This is a genomic window from Acuticoccus kalidii, assembly GCF_021556395.1.
GTDB classification, from domain to species: Bacteria; Pseudomonadota; Alphaproteobacteria; order Rhizobiales; family Amorphaceae; genus Acuticoccus; species Acuticoccus kalidii.
The window spans coordinates 42,232-62,453 of record NZ_JAKGCS010000017.1; the positions used below are offsets into that span (position 1 = coordinate 42,232).

Here is a 20,222-nt window from a genome sequence, read left to right on the forward strand (position 1 = left end):
GGCACGTCGGCTCATCATCGGGGCACGAGCGGGACACCGTTCGTGCCCTTTTTTGAGCGCCGCCGCGTGCTCACCAAGGCCACGCCAGATGGCACGGACCGCGAGCCGACGAGGCTCACGCCGACAACACCCTAGGGACTGAGAGACGAGGCATCATGAACGTCAGTGAAAAGGTTCATATCGTCCTGCGGCGGCGTCTCATGTCGGGCTTCTACAATCCCGGCGCCCAACTGAAGGAAGAGGCGGTCGCCGCCGATCTCGGCGTCAGCCGGACGCCGGTGCGCTCCGCCATCCAGCGGCTGATCAGCGAAGGTCTACTCGAACCCGCAGCCAAGCGCGGCGCGATCGTGACGCCCTGGCGCATCGATGACGCCGAGGACATCTTCAATCTGCGGATCCTCCTCGAGGGCTACGGCGCCGCCCTCGCGGCCCGCAACGCCTCGGACGAGACGTTCGACCACATGGAGATGCTCAATCAGCGCATGGCCGACGCCGTCCGGCTGCAGGACGAGAGCCGCCTCGCGATCATCCACAAGGCGAATTACGAATTTCATCTGACGATGTTTCAGACCTGCGGCAGCGCGCATCTGCGCACCTTCGGGTCGAGCCTGCTCGACTATCCGCTCGTGATCGGCGGCTTCTACATCTACACCGACGAGGACATGGAAGAGAGCATCCGCCAGCACGGCGAGATCATCTCGGCGCTCCGCGCGCGCAACGGCGAGTGGGCGACGGCGGCGATCAAATGCCACCTCACCGCCGCGATCGTGCGCTTTCGTCGTGCCGGAACGTTGAAGGACGGCTCATTGCGCCCACCGCCCGTGGGCCTCATCCCCGACGAGATGCCGGACGAGACGGCCGAGTAGGCCGCCTCGTCGATCGGTCTTACGCGCCGGGAACGCGCGCCGGCTTCTCGGGAATCAAGAAGTCGAAATCGCAGCCGGTGTCGGCCTGCGTCACGGTATCCATGTAGAGCTTCTTGTAGCCGCGGTCCGATCCCTCGTGGACGGGCGGGGTGAACGCCTTCTTGCGCTCGGCGAGCTCCGCGTCGGACACCTCGAGGGTCAGAGAGCGGTTCGGCACGTCGAGGCTGATCATGTCGCCGGTGCGCACCAGCGCGAGTGGCCCGCCCTCCGCCGATTCCGGCGTCACGTGCAGGACGATCGTGCCCGATGCCGTGCCGCTCATGCGCGCGTCGGAGATGCGGACCATGTCCTTGATGCCCTTGGCGGCGATCTTCTTCGGGATCGGCATATAGCCGGCTTCCGGCATCCCCGGCGCCCCCTTCGGACCGGCATTCTGGAGGACGAGGATATCGTCTTCCGTCACGTCGAGATCCGGATCGTCGACCCGCGCGCCCATGTCGGCGATCGAGGAGAACACGATGGCGCGCCCCCGATGCGTCATGAGGTGCGGGCTCGCGGCCGATTGCTTCACGATCGCGCCGCCGGGGGCGAGATTGCCGCGCAGCACCGCCATGCCGCCTTCCGGGAAGAGCGGCTTGCCGATCGGGGAGACGATCGATTGCTCCCACCCTCCGGGCGCCGCCTCGATATTCTCGCCGAGCGTGCGGCCGGTGACGGTCAGGCAGTCGAGATGCAGATGGTCCTTCAGCTCGCGCAGGATGGTCGGAAGCCCGCCGGCACGGTGGAGGTCTTCCATATAATTCTGGCCGGACGGCTTGAGGTCGACGAGAACCGGCACGTCACGGCCGAGCTTGTCGAACGCATCGAGGTCAAGCTCGAAGCCTGCGCGACCCGCAATCGCGGCGAGGTGGACGATGCCGTTGGTCGAGCCACCCGTCGCGAGCAGGACCGTGAGCGCGTTCTCGAACGCCTTCTGCGTCATGATCTTGTCGGGGGTGAGGTCCTGCGCGGCCATGTTCACCGCGAGCGCGCCCGTCGTCTCGGCGATGCGGCGGCGATCGGCAGAGACCGCGGGGGGCGTCGCCCCGCCCGGCGCCATCATGCCGAGCGCTTCGGTCACGAGCGCCATCGTCGACGCCGTGCCCATGACGCCGCAGGTGCCGGCGCCGGGGACGAGCTGATTGTTGACGTCGGCGATCTCTTGATCGTCGATCTCGCCGGCCCGGTAACGGCCCCAGAAACGACGGCAGTCGGTGCAGGCGCCGACCCGCTCGCCGCGATGGCTGCCGGTCATCATCGGCCCGGTCACGAGCTGGATCGCCGGGACATTGGCGCTGGCCGCGCCCATCAATTGCGCCGGGACGGTCTTGTCGCACCCACCGATGAGCACGACTGCATCCATGGGTTGCGCCCGGATCATTTCCTCGGTGTCCATGGACATGAGGTTCCGGGTGAACATCGACGTCGGATACGCGAAGCTTTCGTGAATCGAGATCGTCGGAAACGGAACCGGCAGCGCGCCGGCGAGCATCACGCCACGCTTCACCGCTTCGACGAGATCCGGAACGTTCGCATGGCACGCGTTGTAGGCCGAGAAGGTGTCGACGATGCCGACGATCGGGCGATCGAGCGCGTCGTCCGAGTAACCCATCCCTTTGATAAAGGCTTTTCGAAGGAACAGTGAGAAGGCGGAATCGCCGTAACTCGTCAGCCCCTTATTCAACCCACGGTCTTTGTCTTTGGCCATGAAATCCCCGCCTTGGCTAGCTCCGGCATGAACCGCGAGGCGCGCGCGATTGTCAACAATATGTTTGACAGATTCCAATCTGCAGTGTTTCGTCCCCCCTTCAAACGTGGTCGCTTCGGCGCTGCGGATGGATCAGTGGGAGGATCGAATGAAATCAACGATTATCGCGCTCGCCCTAACGGCGGCCCTCGGCACGACGGCCCTGACGCCCGCGATGGCGCAGGACTACCCGACCAACGAAGTCAAGGTGATGCAGGGCTTCAAGGCCGGCGGCGGCTCGGACGCCCTTGCCCAGCTCGTGCAGCCCTTCCTCGCCGAAGAGCTCGGCGTGAACTTCGTCAATGAATACATTCCGGGCGCCACCGGCGCGATCGCCTGGACGCGGCTTGCCAAGCAGACCAAGCCCGACGGCGGCACGATCAGCATCACCAACACCCCGATGCTGACGACCAACTACATCATGAATCCTTCGATCACCTACACGATCGACGAGATCACCCCGATCGCCAACATCGTGACCGATCCGGGCATCGCGGTCGTCGCGGCCGACAGCCCGTTCAACACGTTCGAGGACTTCGTGAACGCCGCGAAGGAAAACCCCGGCACCGTGACCGTCGGCAATTCCGGCGTCGGCGGCGACGACTATTTCACGTCGCTCCAATTCGAACGTGAATCCGGCGTGCAGCTCCAGAAGGTGCCGTTCCAGGGCGACGGCCCGTCGTGGACGGCGGCCATGGGCGGCAAGATCGACGCGAGCTTCACCAATGTCGGCGTCTCCTTCCCGCAGATCAAAGAGGGCAACCTCAAGGCGCTCGCCGTCTTCTCCGAAGAGCGTCTTCCGGACCTGCCGGACGTGCCGACGGCGAAAGAGCTCGGTTACGATCTCGTCGCGGGTTCCTCGCGCGGTTATAGCGGCCCGGCCGGCTTCCCGGACGAGGCGCGCCAGGAGTTGATCGCCGCGATGCAGCGCGTGGTCGAGAATCCGGAGTTCCAGAAGATCGCCGCCGAGCGCGCGATGAACATCGATTTCATCTCGGGCGAGGACTATGCGGCCATGCTGAAGAAGCAGGAAGGCCAGTATCAGGAGATCTGGGCTGAGATCAAAGACGAAGTCCAGAAGCAGTAATCTCCTTTAATCGTGTTGGACGGAGGGCGACCTCCGTCCATTTTTTTGTTCGGAGATTGAAGCGATGGGACGCATCATCGTCGCCTTGGCCGGTATCGGCCTGGTCCTCTTCATGTGGAACGAGGCCGCCGGCTATCCGCCAACCGCCCGCCAGCTTCCCAATCTTCTCGGTTGGGTCGTTCTCATTCTGGCCGTCCTCGCGATCGTGCAGCAGGCGCTCCAATGGCGCCGCGCCAGCGCCGACGGCACCTTGACGTTCGACGGCCCGGACTGGCGCGCGATCGGCCTCGGCGGCGGTTTTCTCGCCCTCGTGATGGTCTATGCCTGGTCGATCAGCGTGGTCGGCTATCTGATCGCGACGCCGGTGTTCCTCGCCGTTCCGCTCCTCGTGCTGCGGCCGATCGGACTCGTTCCCGCCGTCTTGTCGATCGCCGCGGTGACGGCGGCCGTCTATGGCGTGTTCGTCTGGTTCCTGAGTCTCAACATCCCCTTGTATCCGGCGTTCTGAGGTCTGCTGCATGGAATCCTTCTTCTGGGTGGGTCTTGCCAACGTCGTCGACCCGATCAACATCGCGGCGATCTTCGCCGGCGCGCTGATCGGCATGTTCGTCGGCGCGATGCCCGGCCTTTCGGCCACGATGGCGATCGCACTTCTTCTGCCGCTCACATATTCCTTCCGGCCGGAGACGGGGCTCGCGATGCTCGCCTCGCTCTATCTCGCCGCGATGTATGGCGGCTCGATCGCCGCGATCCTGTTGCGCACGCCGGGGACACCGGCCGCCGCGGCGACGGTGATCGACGGGCATCCGATGGCCCGCAAGGGTCAGGCGGGCAAGGCGCTCGGCCTCTCGCTGACGGCCTCGCTGATCGGCGGCATCCTCTCCTCGATCGCGCTCCTGACCGTGGCGCCGCTTCTCGGCAAGGTCGTCCTCAATTTCGGACCGGTCGAGATCTTCGCGGTGGCCGTTCTCGGCATCACGATCATCGGCACGCTGTCCCAGGGATCGACCATTCTCGGCCTGTTCTCCGGCGCGCTCGGCCTTCTGCTCGCCACCGTGGGCATGGATCCGACCACCGGAACGCCGCGCTTCACCTTCGGCGTGCTCGACCTCTTTTCCGGCATCAACTTCACCGTCGCGCTGATCGGCCTCTTCTCGATCCCGCAGGCCGTCCGCCTCATCGTGGAGGGCAACGCGAAGGGTGAGGACCGGGTCTCCAAGATCCGCGACCGGATGCTGCCCACCGGGCGCGAGTTCGTCCAGATGCTGCCGAACAGCATCCGCTCCGGCGTCATCGGCATCGTGACCGGCCTCATTCCCGGCACCGGCGGCGATACGGCGTCCTGGTTCGCCTATAACGAGGCGAAGCGCTTCGCCAAGAACAAGGCCGATTTCGGTACCGGCACGCCGGCCGGCGTCGTCGCGCCCGAGGCGGCGAACAACGCCGTCGTCGGCGGCGCGCTGATCCCGACGATCGCGCTCGGCATTCCGGGCTCCTCCTCGACCGCCGTCCTTCTCGGCGGGCTGATGGTGCACGGCATCCTGCCCGGCCCGACGCTGATGACCGACTATGGCGACGTCACCTACACGCTCTTGTGGGCGGTGCTGTTCGCCAACGTGGCGCTGTTCGTCGTCGGCATCTTCTTCACCCGAGCCTGCGTTGCGGTGACGAAGATCCCGAACCGCGTCGTCGGCCCGGTGATCGTCGTCCTCTCGGTGATCGGCGCCTACGCGATCAACAACTCGATGTTCGATGTCGGTCTGATGATCGCATTCGGCGTCCTCGGCCTCGTGTTCGACACGTTCCGCATCCCGACGCCCCCGCTCGTGATCGGCCTCATTCTCGGTCCGATCCTCGACATGACGCTCCAGCAGTCGCTGCTGATCGGCAAAGGGAACTGGATGATCTTCATCGAGAACCCGATCTCTGCGACACTGCTCGCCATCGCGCTGTTGTCGGCCTTGCAGGCGACGCCGCTCTTCGGCGGCATCGGCCGGCTGGTGAAGCGGTCGATCGGCGGTGGCCGCCCGACCACCGGCGGGACGGAATGACGGATCTCAAAAGGATGTGAGATGGCGGAGACGATGGCCTCTCGGACGACGAGCGAAACGGAGGAATCCCCTCGCCGACATGGCGAGGACCTCGCCCTCGATATCGCCCGGATGCTCGAAGAGGACATCGTCTTCGGTCGCCTCCACCCCCGCGAGCGGTTGATCGAGGAGACGATCGCCGCCCGCTTCGGCGCCAAGCGCCATGTAGTCCGGCTGGCGATCGTCGAGCTCGAACGGCTCGGCCTCGTCGATCGGGCGCGCAATCGCGGTGCCGTCGTGCGCGTCTACACCGAGAAGGAGGTCGAGGACATCAACGCGGTCCGCGAGCTCCTCGAAAGCGAAGCCGCCTCCTATATCGACCTTCCCCTCCCACCGGCCGCGGTCGAGGAGCTGGAAGAGATCGAGCGCCAGCACACCGCCGCCGTCGATGCCGGCGACAGGCGCGGCGTGTTCCGCACCAACATTGCCTTTCACCAGGCGCTGTTCGCCCATTGCGGCAACGGCGCTCTGACCGAGGCGATCAACATCTTCGCGCAGAAATCCCACGCCTATCGCTCGATCGCGGTCAGCGACCGGGCCTATCAGGATTGGGCCGTCGGCGCTCATTGGGAGATGATCGACGCGATCCGCAAGGAGGATCAGCCCCGCCTGGTCGCCCTTTGCCGGGCCCACCTCGCGCCGTCGAAGGACCACTATATCAACACGCTGCGCGCCCGTTACGGCTGAGCCTCCTCCGACTCCAGCGCGATTTCGACGAGCTTGCGGATGAGGTGCATCTCCGCCGTGCTGCGCAGCGCAACGAGGCCGAGCTCGCGCTTCGGCGCCGGTGGCGGCAGCGGCAGCCGCAACAGCCTCAGCCCCTCCGGCCATGGCCCGGCCCATTCCGGCACGATCGACACGCCGAGCCCGTTGTGGACCATGACCGCGATCGCCTCGAGCGCGTCGAGCTCGAAGCGCTGCGCCGGCACGATTCCCCGCCCTTCGAGATAGTCGGCCGCGAGCCGCCCGCCCCATTGGCGGCGGTCATAGCGGATGAAGGGCCGCTCGGTGAGGAGCGCCACGGCGTCCCGTGACGGCTCGTCTCCGGGGGCGAGGAGGATGAGCGGCTCCGACCGCCAGCGGTGGAATTGCACCGTCTTCGGCAAGGTGAAGCCCGGCCGCACGATCGCCGACACGTCGAGCTCACCGGCGACGGTGCGGGCATAAAGCTCGGCCGACGTGCCGGGCTCGAGCCCGACTTCGAGCCCCGGATGGCGTTTCGCGAGGCGACCGAGCACGCGCGGGAACAGCCCGGTCTGCGCCGTCGAGATCGCGCCGACGCGCAGCTTGCCGGTGATGTCCCCGCCCCGCGCCGCCGTGCCGAGATCGCGCAGATCCCGCAGCACGGTGGCCGCCCGTTCGAGGATCGCATAGCCCGCCTCGGTCGGGCGGACCGAGCGGCCGGAGCGGACGATCAGCTTGACGCCGAGCTCGGCCTCCAGCGTGCGGATCCGCTGGGCGACGGCGGTCGCGGTCACGTCGAGCTCCACGGCGGCGTCGGCGAGCGAGCCGCGGCGGGCGACGGTGAGGAACGTCTCCAGAAATCGCGTATCCATGGGCTGACACAATAAACTTTTGGCTCAGTGTGAACCAACATAAACTCACTTTTTATGCTGTTCATTTGGCGCTAGGCCCAAACCGAATTGTTGGAGGATCACATGGATCTCGGCTTGAAGAACAAAGTCGCGCTGGTGCTCGGCGCCGGCGGCGGACTCGGCAGCGCGATCGCCAAATCGCTCGGTGCGGAAGGCGCGAAGGTCGCCGTCGCCGACATCAACGAGGACGCGGCGAAGGAAACCGCCGACGCCGTCCGCGCCGCCGGCGGCTCGGCGATGGCCATCGCCTGGGATCTCGCCGACGTTGCCAGCGTCGACGCCAAGGTCTCGGCGGTCGAGGCCGAGCTCGGCCCGGTCGACGTGTTCGTCGCCATCACGGGCGGCCCGCCCCCGGGCGGCGTCGTCGGCCAGTCGACGGACACGTGGCGCAAGTTCTTCGATTCGATGGTCGTCTCGGTGTTCGCCATCACCGACCGCGTGCTCCCCGGTATGCGCGAACGCGGCTGGGGCCGGATCATCACCTCGACGTCCTCGGGCATCGTGGCGCCGATCCCCAATCTCGGCCTCTCGAACGCGCTCCGCTCGACGCTCGTCGGCTGGTCGAAGACGCTCGCCGCCGAAGTCGGCCGTGACGGCGTGACCGCGAACATCGTCCTTCCCGGCCGCGTCGCGACGACGCGCATCAGCTTCCTCGACGAGAAGAAGGCCGAGCGCGAAGGCCGTCCGGTCGCAGAGGTCGTCGCCGAGAGCACCGGCTCGATCCCGCTCGGCCGCTATGGCGACCCCAAGGAATATGGCGACACCGTCGCCTTCCTCGCCTCCGAGCGTGCGTCCTACATCACGGGCAGCATCATCCGTATCGACGGCGGCTACATCCCCAGCATCTGACCGGCTCGCGCCCCGACCGGGGGCGCGCGCCCGATGCTGTCTCGATCAGACGTGACTTCCCGGTCCGCCATCCGGCGGGCCGGCTCCATTTCGAGGCTCAGTGAGGCAACCATGACGCTCGACCCCAAGGTCGTCGAAACGCTGAAGACGATCACCACCGCCACCCTCACGACGGTCCTTCTCAAGAAGGGCCTGCGCAATGTGTGGCTTCGCGGCGCGATGCCGCTGAAGCCCGGCCAGACGCGCCTTGTCGGCCCGGCCTTCACGCTGCGCTTCGTGCCCGCGCGCGAAGACCTCGCGACCCCCGCCTCCTGGGGCTCGCCGATCTCGACCCGCGCCGCGATCGAAGAGATGCCGGAAGGCTGCATCGCCGTCGTCGACTCCATGGGCGTCAAGGACGCCGGCATTTTCGGCGACATTCTGTGCGCCCGCATGCAGAAGCGCGGCGTCGCCGCCCTCGTCACCGACGGCGTGGTGCGTGACCTTCATGGCGTGCTCGACAGCGGCCTCCCGGTCTGGTGCTCCGGCGCCGCGGCGCCCCCGTCGGTCGCGGGCCTCACCTTCGTGGGCTGGCAGGAGACGATCGGCTGCGGCGGCGTGTGCATCGTGCCGGACGACGTGGTCGTCGCCGATTCCGACGGCGCGGTCCTCATCCCGCAGGCCCTCCTCGCCGAGGTGGTCGAGGAATCCGTCGAGCAGGAGAAGATGGAAGCCTGGATCGTGACCGAGGTGGAGCGCGGCGTCGTGCTGCCCGGCCTCTATCCGATGAACGAAGAGACCAAGGCGCGCTATGCCGCGTTCAAGGCCAAGGGGAACTAAGATGTTCGGAATCGACACGAAAGGCGTCTACGCCATCGCTCCGACGCCGTTCCTTCCGGACGGCGCGGTGGACTTCGAATCCGTCGACCGGATGTGCGACTTCTACCTCGAATCCGGCGTCGACGGTCTCACGATCCTCGGCATTCTCGGCGAGGCCCCGAAGCTCGAGCCGTCCGAATCCGTCGCGATCGTGAAGCGCGTCCTCGCCCGCTTCAACAAGCCGGTGATCGTCGGCGTCTCCGCGCCGGGCTTTGCCGCGATGAAGGCGCTCTCGGGCGAATCGATGGCCGCCGGCGCGGCGGGCGTGATGATCACCCCGCCGTCGGCGATGCGCACGGACGACCAGATCGTCGGCTATTTCGCGCAGGCCGTGAAGCAGATCGGCGAGGACGTGCCGTTCGTCCTGCAGGATCACCCGCTCGTCACCAATGTGCTGATGTCGCCGGGCGTGATCCGCCGCATCGTCGAGGACAACCCGTCCTGCAAGATGCTGAAGCACGAGGATTGGCCGGGTCTTGAAAAGGTCTCCACCCTGCGGGGCTGGGAGAAGGCCGGCGAGATGCGCCAGATCTCCATCCTGTGCGGCAATGGCGGCCTCTTCCTCGACTTCGAGATGGAGCGCGGCGCCGACGGCGCGATGACCGGCTACGCCTTCCCCGACATGCTGGTCGACCTCGTGAAACGCCATTTCGCGGGCGACAATGCGGGTATGCACGCCCTCTTCGACGCGCATCTGCCGCTCCTGCGCTACGAGCAGCAGCCCGGCATCGGTCTCGCCGTGCGCAAGTACGTGCTGACCCTGCGCGGCGCGATCAAGCATGCCGACCTGCGCGTGCCCGGCCCGAAAATGTCGGCCGTCACGAAAGCCGAGGTCGACGGCCTTCTCGCGCGGCTCGCCAAGCTCGACCCGCGCGCGCCGGCCTGATCGAGACGATCGTCCTGGGCCCTCCGGGGCCCAGGACCCGCCGCCCGGCCGTGGCGGCTATTTCGTGACCTTGGGCTTTGCCGGGCTCGCCGCGTCGTCCTTCGGCGGCTCGTAGCTCACGCAGCCCTGGACGATCTGCGCGCACGCCGCGTCCGTCGCCCCCATCACCGTCGTCGCGCCGGCATAGGCCACCTCCACGGCCTTATTCTGCTTGAAGCGGACCTGGGCGTGGCAATAGGCCGTGTTCGACTGGTTGAAGCTCGGCCCCGGTATCGGCACCATCAGCGTCTGCAAGGTCGGCAGCGTCACCGACGCGCCGCCGGCGATATCGCGCTCATAGCTCCAGATCTCGTCGCTTTCGTCGTCGCCCTCCACCCGCCTGTTGGGCAGGCCGGCGCACATGCGCACCTGCGTCTTGGTCAATCCGACGATCGCGGATTTCCCGGCACTCGCCTGCTGGGCATCACGCGCCGCGCAGCCACCGAGGACGAGCCCGGCAACGAGCGTCAGCGCGATCGGGAGGCGGCACGACACCGCGCCTTCGATCCGCCCTGGCCCGACCTGCCATGCGCGCGCAGACAGAAACCCCAGCGGCGAGAGCCACGACAAACGCCGTATTCTCATGCGGTTCCTCACTCGTCCCCGGATGTCCGACAGCTTCCGCATCCGCCGAGCCCGGGCGGCCCGGTGATGCGGCGCCCGGCACGACGCGCGGATTTTCGCTGCGCCGTGTCGAGGCTGGACGTTGGATCGGTGAGCCGAACCCGACGGCGCAGCCCTCTCCCAACGGATCGGCCGCCTGAGCGGCCGTACTCTTCCCCCCGGTCGTTTGCCTTAGTCCTAGATCAAGGCTGGGGCACTTCAAGGGCGAAGACGTGCGCACTTTTTGACCATGTGGCACGGGCAACAGAGGAATTTTTCTAAAGGATCACAAAGGCTTATCCGGCGTTCGGGACGCACGCGCCGATAAAATGAGGCACTCGGCCAAAGGTACGAACGCGACGATGCGTCCATCGCGAGCGACGCGATTCAGCCGCGATAGCATGCCCGTCCCGGTGCCCCACTCACGCCGGCGGCGGCCGTGTGATCGCCGCGGGCCGCCGGTTCAGCGCTTCTGAACCGGGCGGATGCTGCCGTGTTCGGCGACGAGGGTCGACAGGCCGAGCGCATGCGCCGCCTCCACGCCCTCGGGGTTCACGATCATCGTCGTGCCGGAGCCGACGACCTCGCCGCGCATCATGATCGGCCGGCCGCCGCCGAAGCTCATCACCGGCGCGCGGGCATCGAGATCGACCACCGTGATGTCGGCGTCCGCCCCCGCCGTGAAGTGGCCCTTGCGGCCCGAAAGGCCCAACATCTCGGCCGGTGCGATCGCCGTCTTCTGCACGAACTCGGCGAGGCTCAAGGCGTCGAGATGGACGAGCGCGAGCCCGCGCGAGCAGAGATCGTTGCGCGGGATGCCGCCGCCGTCGGTGGCGAGCCCGTCGATCGCGAAGGCCCCGTCTTCCCGCTTCAGGATCGCGAGATTGATCCGGCTCTCGGCCGGATTGGCCGCGAAGCTCGCGCCGATGTCGCTGCCGGCGGCCTCCCAGGCGGCGAGCGCCTCCGGTCCGGTGACGAGCTCGTGCGCCGCGCCGCGCTGGATGTGGATGAAACACCAACCCGCAGAGATCGCCTCGCGCATGCCGTCGATCGTCGGCTCGAAGCCGCCGCGGGCGAGGTTGCGCTGGGTCGCCACGCTCTCGGGAATACCGTTGGCGCACTTCGCCGAATTGCCGTTGAAGGGGGCGAGATAGCTCTCCGACCAGATGTTCGGATGCTGCCAGAGGAGATCGGCCGCCGCCTTGGCCTCCTCGATCGCCGGCCGCGTCTGACCGCGCACATAGGAGTTGACGTGCGGCAATTGCAGCGGGTTGCCGGCCGCCGCCTCGCACGCTTCGACCATCCCGTCATAATTCTGCGGCGTGTCGAGCGTCCCGGCATGGAAGGCGACGTGCGCCCCCTCCTGCGCGCAGAGCGCGATCACCGCTGCCGACGCCTCGACCGTCAACGGGAAGTGGCCGCCGAGAATCTTGAGCCCCACGGCGCCCGCCTTGCGGGCCTTGGCGAGCGCGTCGACGAGCTCTTCGCGCGAGGGATGGGCCGAGGCGACGGTGTGGCCGGGGCGGACATAGTCGATACAGGCCATGGTGAGGCCGGTGCCGTGGCTCGCGGCGAACCGCATCACCCCGTCGATCGGCCCCGCCATCTCGAGCGCCGTCGTGACGCCGGCGGCGGCGAGCATGTGATGGCCGACCGCCCCGCCGAGCCAGGGCGAGACGTGCACGTGGCTGTCGATGATCCCCGGCAGGACGTGGAGGCCCGTGACGTCCTCCTCCCGCTGTGCGGTGGCCGAAAGCTCCGGCCCGACCTCGACGATCCGCCCGCCCTCGAACGCCACGTCGGCGACACCGTCGGTCTGGTTGACGGGGTCGACCACGTGGCCGCCGCGCAAGATGAAATCGTAGGTCATGGAATCAGCCGAACATCGTGTTGGGAAGGAAGGTCGCGATCGACGGGAAGAGGATGAGGAGCAAGAGCACCACGAGATCGCACGCGATGAAAGGGAACACGCCGCGATAGACGTGATCCACCCGCACATCGTCCCCCGCCGAGCCGGCGAGCGAGAAGGCGTTGAGGCCGACCGGCGGCGTGACGCCGGCGATCTCGTTCATCTTCATCGCCACCACGCAGAACCAGATCGGGTCATAGCCGAGATTGACGACGATCGGGAACAGGATCGGCAGCGTGAGCGCGAACACCGCCGCCTGAACGATCAACATCCCGAGGACGAACCAGGTCGCGAGGATCAGCGCCAGGATGATCCCCGGATTGACGTCCCAGGTCTGGAGGAAGTTCGACAGGTTGAACGGGATGCGCGTGAGGCCGAGGAAACGCGAGAAGAACAGCGCCGCGATGATGATGATGAACAGCGTGGCGGTGATGTTCGCCGATTCCCGCAGCGCCTGGCGGAAGACCGGGAATTTGCGCAACGGCCCGTTCGCGAGGCCGAACAGCAGGGTGCCGAACGCGCCGATCGCGCCCGCCTCGGTCGCGGTGAAGAACCCCGCATAGAGCCCGCCGATCACGGCGCCGCCGAGGATCGCGATCTGCCACAGCCCCTTGAGCGCGACGATCCGCTCGCGCGGCGTGACGGCGAGCTCCTCCGGCGATTGGGGCGCGAGCTTCGGGTTGTATTTCGCCCGCAGATACATCGAGAGGGCGTACACGGTCGCCGTCAACAGGCCCGGAATGACGCCCGCCATGAACAGCTTGCCGACCGACGTCTCGGTGAAGATCGCGAACAGAATGAACATGCCGGACGGCGGGATCATCGAGGCGAACGTACCGGAACAGGCGATCGAGCCGAGCGCGAAGCCGCGGTCGTAACCATAGCGGCGCATCTGCGGATAGGCGATGCGCCCGAAGACCGAAGCGGTGGCGAGCGACGAGCCGCAGATCGTGGCGAAGGCGGCCGAGCCGAAAGACGTCGCGATCGCGAGCGAGCCCGGCACCTTGGCGGCCACTTTGTGGATCGAATTATAGGCCTGCTCGGCAAAGCCGCTCGCCGCGGCGAACGAGCCCATCAGCACGAAGAGCGGCAGCACCGTGTAGGTGGGCGTCGCGATCGCGGAATAGACGGTCTCGCCGAGCAGCGAGAAGGCGGCGTTGGGATTGAGCAGCACGGCGACACCCACGGTCGCGACGGCGAAGAAGCCGACCGCGAGATGGACGCCCATGAAGAGCAACCCGAGAAAGACGGCGATCCCGATGATGCCGACCAGCGTGAAGTCCATCGTCTAGCGCTCCGCGTCGACTGCCGGCTCCGGCCGCGCGAGAAACGCACGAAAGGCAACCACGGTGTGAAGGGCGATCTGGATGAGGTAGATCGTGAGGGCGAACGTCATCACCGCCTTCACGGGCCAGGTGAGGAGCGGCGTCGGCCCGGCGACCGCCTGCCGCGTCTCCATCGCTTTCAGCATGTTCTGGCTCTGCGCGTAGAGCACCACGGCGATCGTCAGAAAGGCGACGAGATAGCCGAGAAACTCGAAAAAGCGGCGAAGGCGCATCGGCAGCGCCTCGACGATGAACTCGACACGGACATGGCCGCGCACCCGCTCGGCATAGGGTAGGCCGAGATAGACGATCGCGATCATCGCGAACATGGCGCTTTCCTGAACGCCATAGACCGGCGTCCCGGCGCCGCGCCCGACGAGATCGACGACCAGCAGCGCCATCACCACGAGCAAGAGCCAGCCGCAGATCTCGGCCATGAAGCCGGTGAGGAAATTCAATGCCTTGAGGAGCATCGCGTGGAGGCCTCCCAGTTATCGGACGCAGATGCGGTCGGGCGGGAACGCCGCCCGATTCGCGGTCACTTGGAGGCGTACTCGTCCACCACCGCGCCGACGCGCTCGAGGATCGATTCCGGGTTCTCGACCCCCGCGGCCGCGGCCTCTTTGGCCCAGACCTGACGGTTTTCCTCGACCTGCGGCAGGTTCGCGAAGGTGTTCATGTCCTCTTCGCTCGCGTGATTGACGGTGTAGCCAGCCGCCTTTTCCGCCTCGATGATGCGGGCGATCTCGGCGTCGAAGGCCTCGGCATACTTTTTGGAGGACTCGGTGGCCGCGGTCTCGAACGCCGCCTTCTGCTCGTCGGTCAGCGACTGATACTTGTCCTCGTTCATGGTGATGAGGAACGGCGTGGCGAGCCACAGACCGTCGAAAATCAGGACGTTCGGCGCCGCCTCGTCGAGGCTCGCGCGGTTGATGCCGTCGATGTTGGTGAACACACCGTCGATCGAGCCCGTCTGCAGCGCCTGGTAGAGATCGCCCCACGGCACGGACACGGGCGTCGCCCCGGCGCCGCCGAGGAGGTTGAGATACCAGCGCGAGGAGGCGCGCACGCGGCGGCCTTCAAAGTCGGAGAGGCTCGTCACCGGCTCGGTGAAGGTGCCGGCATAGGGCGTGACCCCGTAAATGTAGACGATCCGCTGTCCCTGCCGGGCCATCTCCTCTTCGAGTTCCGGGATCGAATCGTAGACGCTCTTGAAGGCCGCGTAGATGTCTTCGTACTTCGTCGGCCCCTTCGGGAAGAGGTTGAAGGACGAGTTGATGAGCAGCTCGTTCGGATAATAATTGATGTTCACGAAGCCGAGATCGGCAACGCCGTCCCGCACACCGCCGAGGATCTCGTTGCCGCTCATCAGTGCGGCACCCCAATAGGGGATGATCTCGATCTCGCCGTTGGTGGCCTTGCTCAATTCCTCGATGAACATCGTCTCCGCGGCACCGCGCAGATTGTTCGGCGCGGTGTTGGTCGCGAAGGTGAAGCTCTGCGCCGCGGCGGGCGCGGCAGAGGCCAACGAGACGGCGGCTGCCATCGCGACCATGCGCACGGACGGGCTGCGTCGCCCGGACAGGACGGTCTCCAGGCGGCGGGCGATGCGGGTCATGGGGTTCATCGGCGATGGCTCCTTTGGGCGTATGGCAGCGGTCAGTCCGCCAGCTCATTCGAGGACGCGGCCGCGTCGTCATCGGCCGCGCCGATGCGCGGACGGAATGACAGAGAAGCAAGCCTCGAACCAACCGCCCACAACTTGGTCGAGCATCCGCGGGCATGAGAGGTCAATAGACGCCGATTCGCGGGGCCGACGGACCCTTCCCGTCGGTCAAGAAACCTGCGGCCGGAGACGGATTGTCGCGCTCAAGGAAGTTGTGGATGGCGGAGTGTTGCGCACCCATAGGGCGAAGGTGCGCAAAAGCTGATCAGCTTTGCGCTCCCTCGAAGACCCGCAACCGCGCCTTGCGCAGATGCTCCACCATCGCCTTACCGGCGGCGTCGCCGTCGCCCTTGGCGATCGCGTTATAGATCACCTCGTGCTCCACCTGCACCTCGGTGATCCGTTCACGCGGACGCTCGAGCGAGAGGCTCCGCGCGAGGCGGATGCCGAAGACGACATGCGTCTCGACCGACCGCAAAGACGTCAGCAGGAAGCGGTTGCGCGCGACCTCCGACACGGCGAGATGGAAGCTGAAATCGGCCTTCGCGCCCAGATGCCCGGCATGCACGGCCGTCTTCAGCTCTTCGAGCCGCACGCTCAGCGCCTCCGCGTCGGCGCGCGAGCGGCGTTCCGCGGCGAGCGCGGCGGCATAGCCTTCGATCGCCTCGCGAAACTCGAAACAACGCTGGATGTCGGCGATGCTGCCGATCGGTCCGAAGCCGATCGTCGACGAGGCCGGCCGGCGCATCACGAAGCTGCCGGAGCCTTGCCGCGAGACGATGATCTGATCGTCCCGCAGCCGGGCCAGCGCCTCCCGAACCACCGGCCGAGAGACCTTAAACCGGTCCGCCAGCTCGATCTCGGACGGCAGGCGCGCGTTGATCGGATAGGCCCCCAGAACGATCTGCTCGAAGATCCGCTCATAAACCAGGTCGCTCAGCTTCGCCTGCGGAAGCGCATCATCCTCGTCGTCGAGAAAATCGCCTAGCTCACCATCGCTCACGACCCCTCCAGGCCAGGAACGCCGCCCCGTGCGTACCCAATCAATTCAATATTCTTGCACCAAAAAACGAATGCGGCCGCCTTCGGCCGCACGCTTCCTCGTCAGCGGAACGCGTTCACCCCGAGAAGCTCACGCCCGATGACCAGCCGGTTGATCTGCGTCGTTCCGTCCGGGATCGTCAGCATCCGCGCATTGCGGAAGTGCCGCTCCACGCCGTTCTCGCGGGCGATACCGGCCGCGCCATAGACCTGGATCGCAAGGCTCGTGATCCGTTGCACCGACTCGGTCGTGAACGACTTCGCGATCGCCGCCTCGCAATTGTGCTTGCCGCCTTTGTCGAGCAGCGACAGCGCCCGATAGACGAGAAGCTGCGAGGCATCGTGCAGCGTCGCCATCTCGGCGACCATGTCCTGCACGAGCTGGTGGCCGGCGATCGGCTTGCCGAACGCCTTGCGCTCCGCGGCATAGGCGATCGCATCGTCGATCGCCGCCCGCGAGATGCCGAGCGCCACCAGCGAGATGAAGCAGCGCGAGCGCTCGAAGCCTTTCATCGATTCGCGCAGCCCCTCCCCCGCAGGGCCGAGCCGATCGGCATCGGTGACGGTGACGCCGTCGAGGAATATCTGACCGAGCGACCAGCCATTGAGGCCGAGCTTGTCGACTTCGCGCACCGAAAAGGCGTGCTTCTCCCGGTCGAGAAGGAACATCGAAAATTCCTTCTCGCCGGTGCGGACCACCGTCACCACGAGGTCGGCGAGCGAGGCGTTCGAGATCCACTGTTTCTCGCCATAGAGGCGGTAGACGTCGCCGTCTTTTTCAGCCCGCGCGCTCATGCTCGGCACGTCCGAGCCGGCGCCCGGCTCGCTGATCGCGGAGCAGCCGATGAGCTCGCCCGCGAGAAGCCCCGGCAGGTACTTTTCCTTCTGCTCGGGCGTGCCGAGCCGCTGGATCTTCAGCGCCGCGCCCTCGTTGACGAACGCAAGGCCGGCGAGATCGGGGCTGACGCGCGCGAGGGCCTCATAAAGGAGCCCGCTCGTTACGAAATCGAGGCCGATGCCACCATCTTCCTCCGGCACCCAGCCGGTGCCGACGCCATATTCGCCGGTAATGGCGAGGAGTTCACGCGCGGCCGCCTTGTCGATGAACGTGTCGCGGAAGGGCGCCACCTTCGGCGCGACGTCGCGCTCCAGAAGGCGGTTCCAGCTTTCGAGCGCGAGCGTTTGTTCCTCGGTGAAGTCGAAATCCATCGTTCAGCCCCTCACTCGCCGCGCCACACCGGGCGACGCTTTTCGAAGAAGGCCTGGATGCCCTCCTGATAATCGTGCGTGCCTTCGAGGGGGCGGCGCAGCGCATCATTGAGGGCGGCGGCATCGCCGATGCTCATGTCCGCGCCGGCATTGACCATCCGCTTGACGGCCGCCGCGCCGAGCGGCGACGAATTGACCGCAATCTCCTCGGCGAGCGCCATCGCCGTTTCGATATGCGCCCCGTTCGGCACGACGCGTTCGACGATGCCGAGCTCCAGCGCTTCGGCCGCATGGACCGTGCGCGCGGTGAAGAACAGCTCCTTGGCCCGCGCGCGACCGATGAGCCGCGGAAAGACGACGCCGGCCGAGCCGCCCGGATATGCGCCGAGACGCGTTTCCGGCCAGGAGAAGGAGGCGTTTTCCGCCGCGATGCGAAGATCGCAATTGCAGGCGAGCTCGAAGCCGCCGCCGAGACAATGGCCCGAGATCGCGGCGATCACCGGCTGCGGCAGGTTCCAGATCGTCTCGCACGCGCGGCGTAGCGACGAGCTCTGGTCCCATTTGCCGTCCGCATCGAGATCGCGGCGCTCCTTGAGATCGGTGCCGGCGGAGAAGGCGTCGGATCCGGCGCCGGTGATGATGACGGCCCGCACGTCCTTGCGGTTCGCGACCGAATCGAGCTCGGCCTTCAGGCGGTCGGCGAGGGCTTTGGAGACGGCGTTGCGGCTTTTCGGGCGGTTGAGCGTCAGGAGAACCGCGCCGTCGCGGTCCTCGCGCAATAGAATGTCGTCGTTCGCCATTATCCTACCCATGCCCGCACGTTCGTCGCCGCGGCGACGGTCGTGCCGTCCTGATTTTTGCAAGAAACGTCGGCGTAGACGCGTCGCTTCTCGGGGTCGACGCGCGCCAATGTGTAAGTCGTCGTGATGGTGTCGCCGAGGAAAACCGGCGCGACGAAGCGCATCTTGTCGTAGCCGAGCGAAACGGTCCGGCCGAGATACATCTTCGCGGACGCCGCCGACATGAAGCCCGCGAGCAGCGTTCCGTGCGCGATCCGGTGCCCATAGCGGCCGCCGGCCATGTAGACCTCGTCGACATGGTTCGGAGAGAAATCGCCGGTGATCCCGGCATAGAGATAGACGTCGCTCTCCGAGACGGTCCTCGTCAGGCTGACCGACGCGCCGATCGGCGGCAGTTCGGGATTTTCGTCCCGGCTCATGACGCTTTGGCCGCCGGTTTCGACCGCCCCAGCCACTCGGCGAGCACGGCCTCGGTGTCCTGACCGAGCGCCGGCGGCTCGCGCCACCCCTCGGCGATGTCGAAGCGCTCGAACTTCATCGCCGAGCCGATCATCGGCATCGTACTGCCGTCGGCCTTCGTCGCGCTCACCAGCATGTCGCGCGCCTTGGTCTGCGGATGCTCGAAGACACGGTCGAGCGTGTTGACCGGCGCGCAGGGGACGTTGGCGGCGTCGAGCTTGTCGGCCAGCTCGTCGATCGCCCACTTCGCGACTTCCTCGTCGAGGAGCGCGTAGAGCTCGTCACGGTTCACGACGCGGTCCTGCATCGTGTGGAAGCGCGCGTCGGTGGCGATGTCCGGCCGGCCGATCACCTCGCAAAAGGCGGTGAAGAGGCGCGGCACGGCGGCGGCGATGACGATATAACCGTCTTTCCCCTCGAACGCCTTATAGGGGACGTTGCTGACGTGCTCCGACCCCCATTTGCGCCGGAGCTGACCGGCGAGGAGCCATTCCGCCCCGGCATCGACCAGATAGGAGACGAGACCCTCGTAAAGGCTCGTCTCGACCCGCTGGCCGCGCCCGGTGCGCTCGCGCTCGTAGAGCGAGGTGAGGATCGCCGACAGGGCATATTGCCCGCACACGAGGTCGAACGCCGACGTGCCGAGCTTGATCGGGCTGCCGTCCCGCTCGCCGGTGAGGCTCATATAACCGCCCTCGGCCTGGATCGTGAGGTCGAAGGCGCCTTTGTTCTTCATCGGCCCGGTCGCGCCGAGGCCCGACATCGCCGCATAGACGAGACGCGGATTCTCCGCCGACAGCTCCGCATAGCCGAGCCCCATGCGGTCCATCACGCCGGGACGGAAATTCTCGACCAGAACGTCCGCCTTGAGGGCGAGATCGCGCGCGATCGCACGGTCCTCGTCGAGCTTGGTGTTCAGCACGATGGACCGCTTGTTCCGGTTCACCGCGATGAAGCCCATGCTCTTGCCATCGTAGAATGGCGGCCCCTGGGTGCGGATCGGGTCGCCGTCCGGCGCCTCGATCTTCACGACATCCGCACCGAGATCGGCGAGGAGCATGGTGCAGAATGGTCCGGCGAAAAGCCGGGTGAAGTCGACGACCTTGATCCCCTCGAGTGGCTTGTTCGACACCGGCGATCCTCCTTGAAACGTA

At 66.5% G+C, this 20,222-nt stretch carries 20 protein-coding genes; 8 read left to right on the forward strand and 12 right to left on the reverse strand.

Annotated elements, in window-relative coordinates:
• The first annotated feature begins 155 nt into the window (after positions 1–155).
• A complete protein-coding gene (locus tag L1787_RS10445) occupies positions 156–866 on the forward strand; it encodes a GntR family transcriptional regulator (protein WP_235708762.1) in 711 nt (236 codons plus the stop codon).
• Between the two features lie 19 nt (positions 867–885).
• Here L1787_RS10445 and L1787_RS10450 read toward each other — a convergent pair whose 3' ends face one another.
• Positions 886–2,613 carry an IlvD/Edd family dehydratase gene (locus tag L1787_RS10450; RefSeq protein ID WP_235708763.1) on the reverse strand — a complete coding sequence of 576 codons (1,728 nt, stop codon included), beginning with the start codon at positions 2,611–2,613 and terminating at the stop codon, positions 886–888.
• Between the two features lie 148 nt (positions 2,614–2,761).
• On the opposite strand from L1787_RS10450, the gene L1787_RS10455 reads away from it, so the two are divergent.
• The 4 genes from L1787_RS10455 to L1787_RS10470 all read left to right on the forward strand — a co-directional run bounded on the left by L1787_RS10455 (position 2,762) and on the right by L1787_RS10470 (position 6,516).
• A complete protein-coding gene (locus L1787_RS10455; protein WP_235708764.1) occupies positions 2,762–3,739 on the forward strand; it encodes a Bug family tripartite tricarboxylate transporter substrate binding protein in 978 nt (325 codons plus the stop codon).
• A 64-nt stretch (positions 3,740–3,803) separates the two neighbouring features.
• Positions 3,804–4,247 (forward strand): tripartite tricarboxylate transporter TctB family protein, encoded by a 444-nt coding sequence (locus tag L1787_RS10460; RefSeq protein WP_235708765.1) that lies wholly within the window; start codon positions 3,804–3,806, stop codon positions 4,245–4,247.
• Between the two features lie 10 nt (positions 4,248–4,257).
• Complete coding sequence (locus tag L1787_RS10465; protein ID WP_235708766.1) at positions 4,258–5,790, forward strand: tripartite tricarboxylate transporter permease; 1,533 nt, start codon at positions 4,258–4,260, stop codon at positions 5,788–5,790.
• A 21-nt stretch (positions 5,791–5,811) separates the two neighbouring features.
• A complete protein-coding gene (locus L1787_RS10470) occupies positions 5,812–6,516 on the forward strand; it encodes a GntR family transcriptional regulator (protein WP_235708767.1) in 705 nt (234 codons plus the stop codon).
• Here L1787_RS10470 and L1787_RS10475 read toward each other — a convergent pair.
• On the reverse strand, positions 6,507–7,385 hold the full coding sequence (locus tag L1787_RS10475) for a LysR substrate-binding domain-containing protein (protein WP_235708768.1): 879 nt from the start codon (positions 7,383–7,385) through the stop codon (positions 6,507–6,509). The genes L1787_RS10470 and L1787_RS10475 overlap by 10 nt on opposite strands.
• Before the next feature lie 102 nt (positions 7,386–7,487).
• On the opposite strand from L1787_RS10475, the gene L1787_RS10480 reads away from it, so the two are divergent.
• The 3 genes from L1787_RS10480 (at position 7,488) to L1787_RS10490 (ending at position 10,017) form a co-directional block, all read left to right on the forward strand.
• On the forward strand, positions 7,488–8,273 hold the full coding sequence (locus L1787_RS10480) for an SDR family oxidoreductase (RefSeq protein ID WP_235708769.1): 786 nt from the start codon (positions 7,488–7,490) through the stop codon (positions 8,271–8,273).
• Positions 8,274–8,384: 111 nt separating this feature from the next.
• Positions 8,385–9,092, forward strand: coding sequence for a ribonuclease activity regulator RraA (locus L1787_RS10485; RefSeq protein WP_235708770.1), 708 nt, complete (start codon positions 8,385–8,387; stop codon positions 9,090–9,092).
• A gap of 1 nt (position 9,093) precedes the next feature.
• Entirely contained in the window at positions 9,094–10,017 is a 924-nt protein-coding gene (locus L1787_RS10490) for a dihydrodipicolinate synthase family protein (protein ID WP_235708771.1), read from the forward strand.
• Positions 10,018–10,074: 57 nt separating this feature from the next.
• Here the strand turns inward: L1787_RS10490 and L1787_RS10495 are convergent, their stop codons facing one another.
• The 10 genes from L1787_RS10495 to L1787_RS10540 all read right to left on the reverse strand — a co-directional run bounded on the left by L1787_RS10495 (position 10,075) and on the right by L1787_RS10540 (position 20,200).
• Positions 10,075–10,641, reverse strand: a complete 567-nt coding sequence (locus L1787_RS10495; protein WP_235708772.1) for a hypothetical protein — start codon at positions 10,639–10,641, stop codon at positions 10,075–10,077.
• A 481-nt stretch (positions 10,642–11,122) separates the two neighbouring features.
• Complete coding sequence (locus L1787_RS10500; protein WP_235708773.1) at positions 11,123–12,529, reverse strand: amidohydrolase family protein; 1,407 nt, start codon at positions 12,527–12,529, stop codon at positions 11,123–11,125.
• Between the two features lie 4 nt (positions 12,530–12,533).
• Positions 12,534–13,853, reverse strand: coding sequence for a TRAP transporter large permease (locus L1787_RS10505; protein ID WP_235708774.1), 1,320 nt, complete (start codon positions 13,851–13,853; stop codon positions 12,534–12,536).
• A 3-nt stretch (positions 13,854–13,856) separates the two neighbouring features.
• Complete coding sequence (locus tag L1787_RS10510; RefSeq protein ID WP_235708775.1) at positions 13,857–14,366, reverse strand: TRAP transporter small permease subunit; 510 nt, start codon at positions 14,364–14,366, stop codon at positions 13,857–13,859.
• Between the two features lie 65 nt (positions 14,367–14,431).
• Positions 14,432–15,520, reverse strand: a complete 1,089-nt coding sequence (gene dctP / locus L1787_RS10515; RefSeq protein ID WP_235708776.1) for a TRAP transporter substrate-binding protein DctP — start codon at positions 15,518–15,520, stop codon at positions 14,432–14,434.
• Between the two features lie 304 nt (positions 15,521–15,824).
• Positions 15,825–16,562, reverse strand: a complete 738-nt coding sequence (locus L1787_RS10520) for a FadR/GntR family transcriptional regulator (RefSeq protein ID WP_235708777.1) — start codon at positions 16,560–16,562, stop codon at positions 15,825–15,827.
• Positions 16,563–16,663: 101 nt separating this feature from the next.
• On the reverse strand, positions 16,664–17,809 hold the full coding sequence (locus tag L1787_RS10525) for an acyl-CoA dehydrogenase family protein (RefSeq protein WP_235708778.1): 1,146 nt from the start codon (positions 17,807–17,809) through the stop codon (positions 16,664–16,666).
• 11 nt (positions 17,810–17,820) lie between these two features.
• Positions 17,821–18,609 (reverse strand): enoyl-CoA hydratase/isomerase family protein, encoded by a 789-nt coding sequence (locus L1787_RS10530; RefSeq protein ID WP_235708779.1) that lies wholly within the window; start codon positions 18,607–18,609, stop codon positions 17,821–17,823.
• On the reverse strand, positions 18,609–19,028 hold the full coding sequence (locus L1787_RS10535; RefSeq protein WP_235708780.1) for a MaoC family dehydratase: 420 nt from the start codon (positions 19,026–19,028) through the stop codon (positions 18,609–18,611). Before L1787_RS10535 ends, L1787_RS10530 begins: the two co-directional genes overlap by 1 nt.
• Positions 19,025–20,200 (reverse strand): CaiB/BaiF CoA transferase family protein, encoded by a 1,176-nt coding sequence (locus tag L1787_RS10540; protein ID WP_235708781.1) that lies wholly within the window; start codon positions 20,198–20,200, stop codon positions 19,025–19,027. Before L1787_RS10540 ends, L1787_RS10535 begins: the two co-directional genes overlap by 4 nt.
• Positions 20,201–20,222 lie beyond the last annotated feature (22 nt).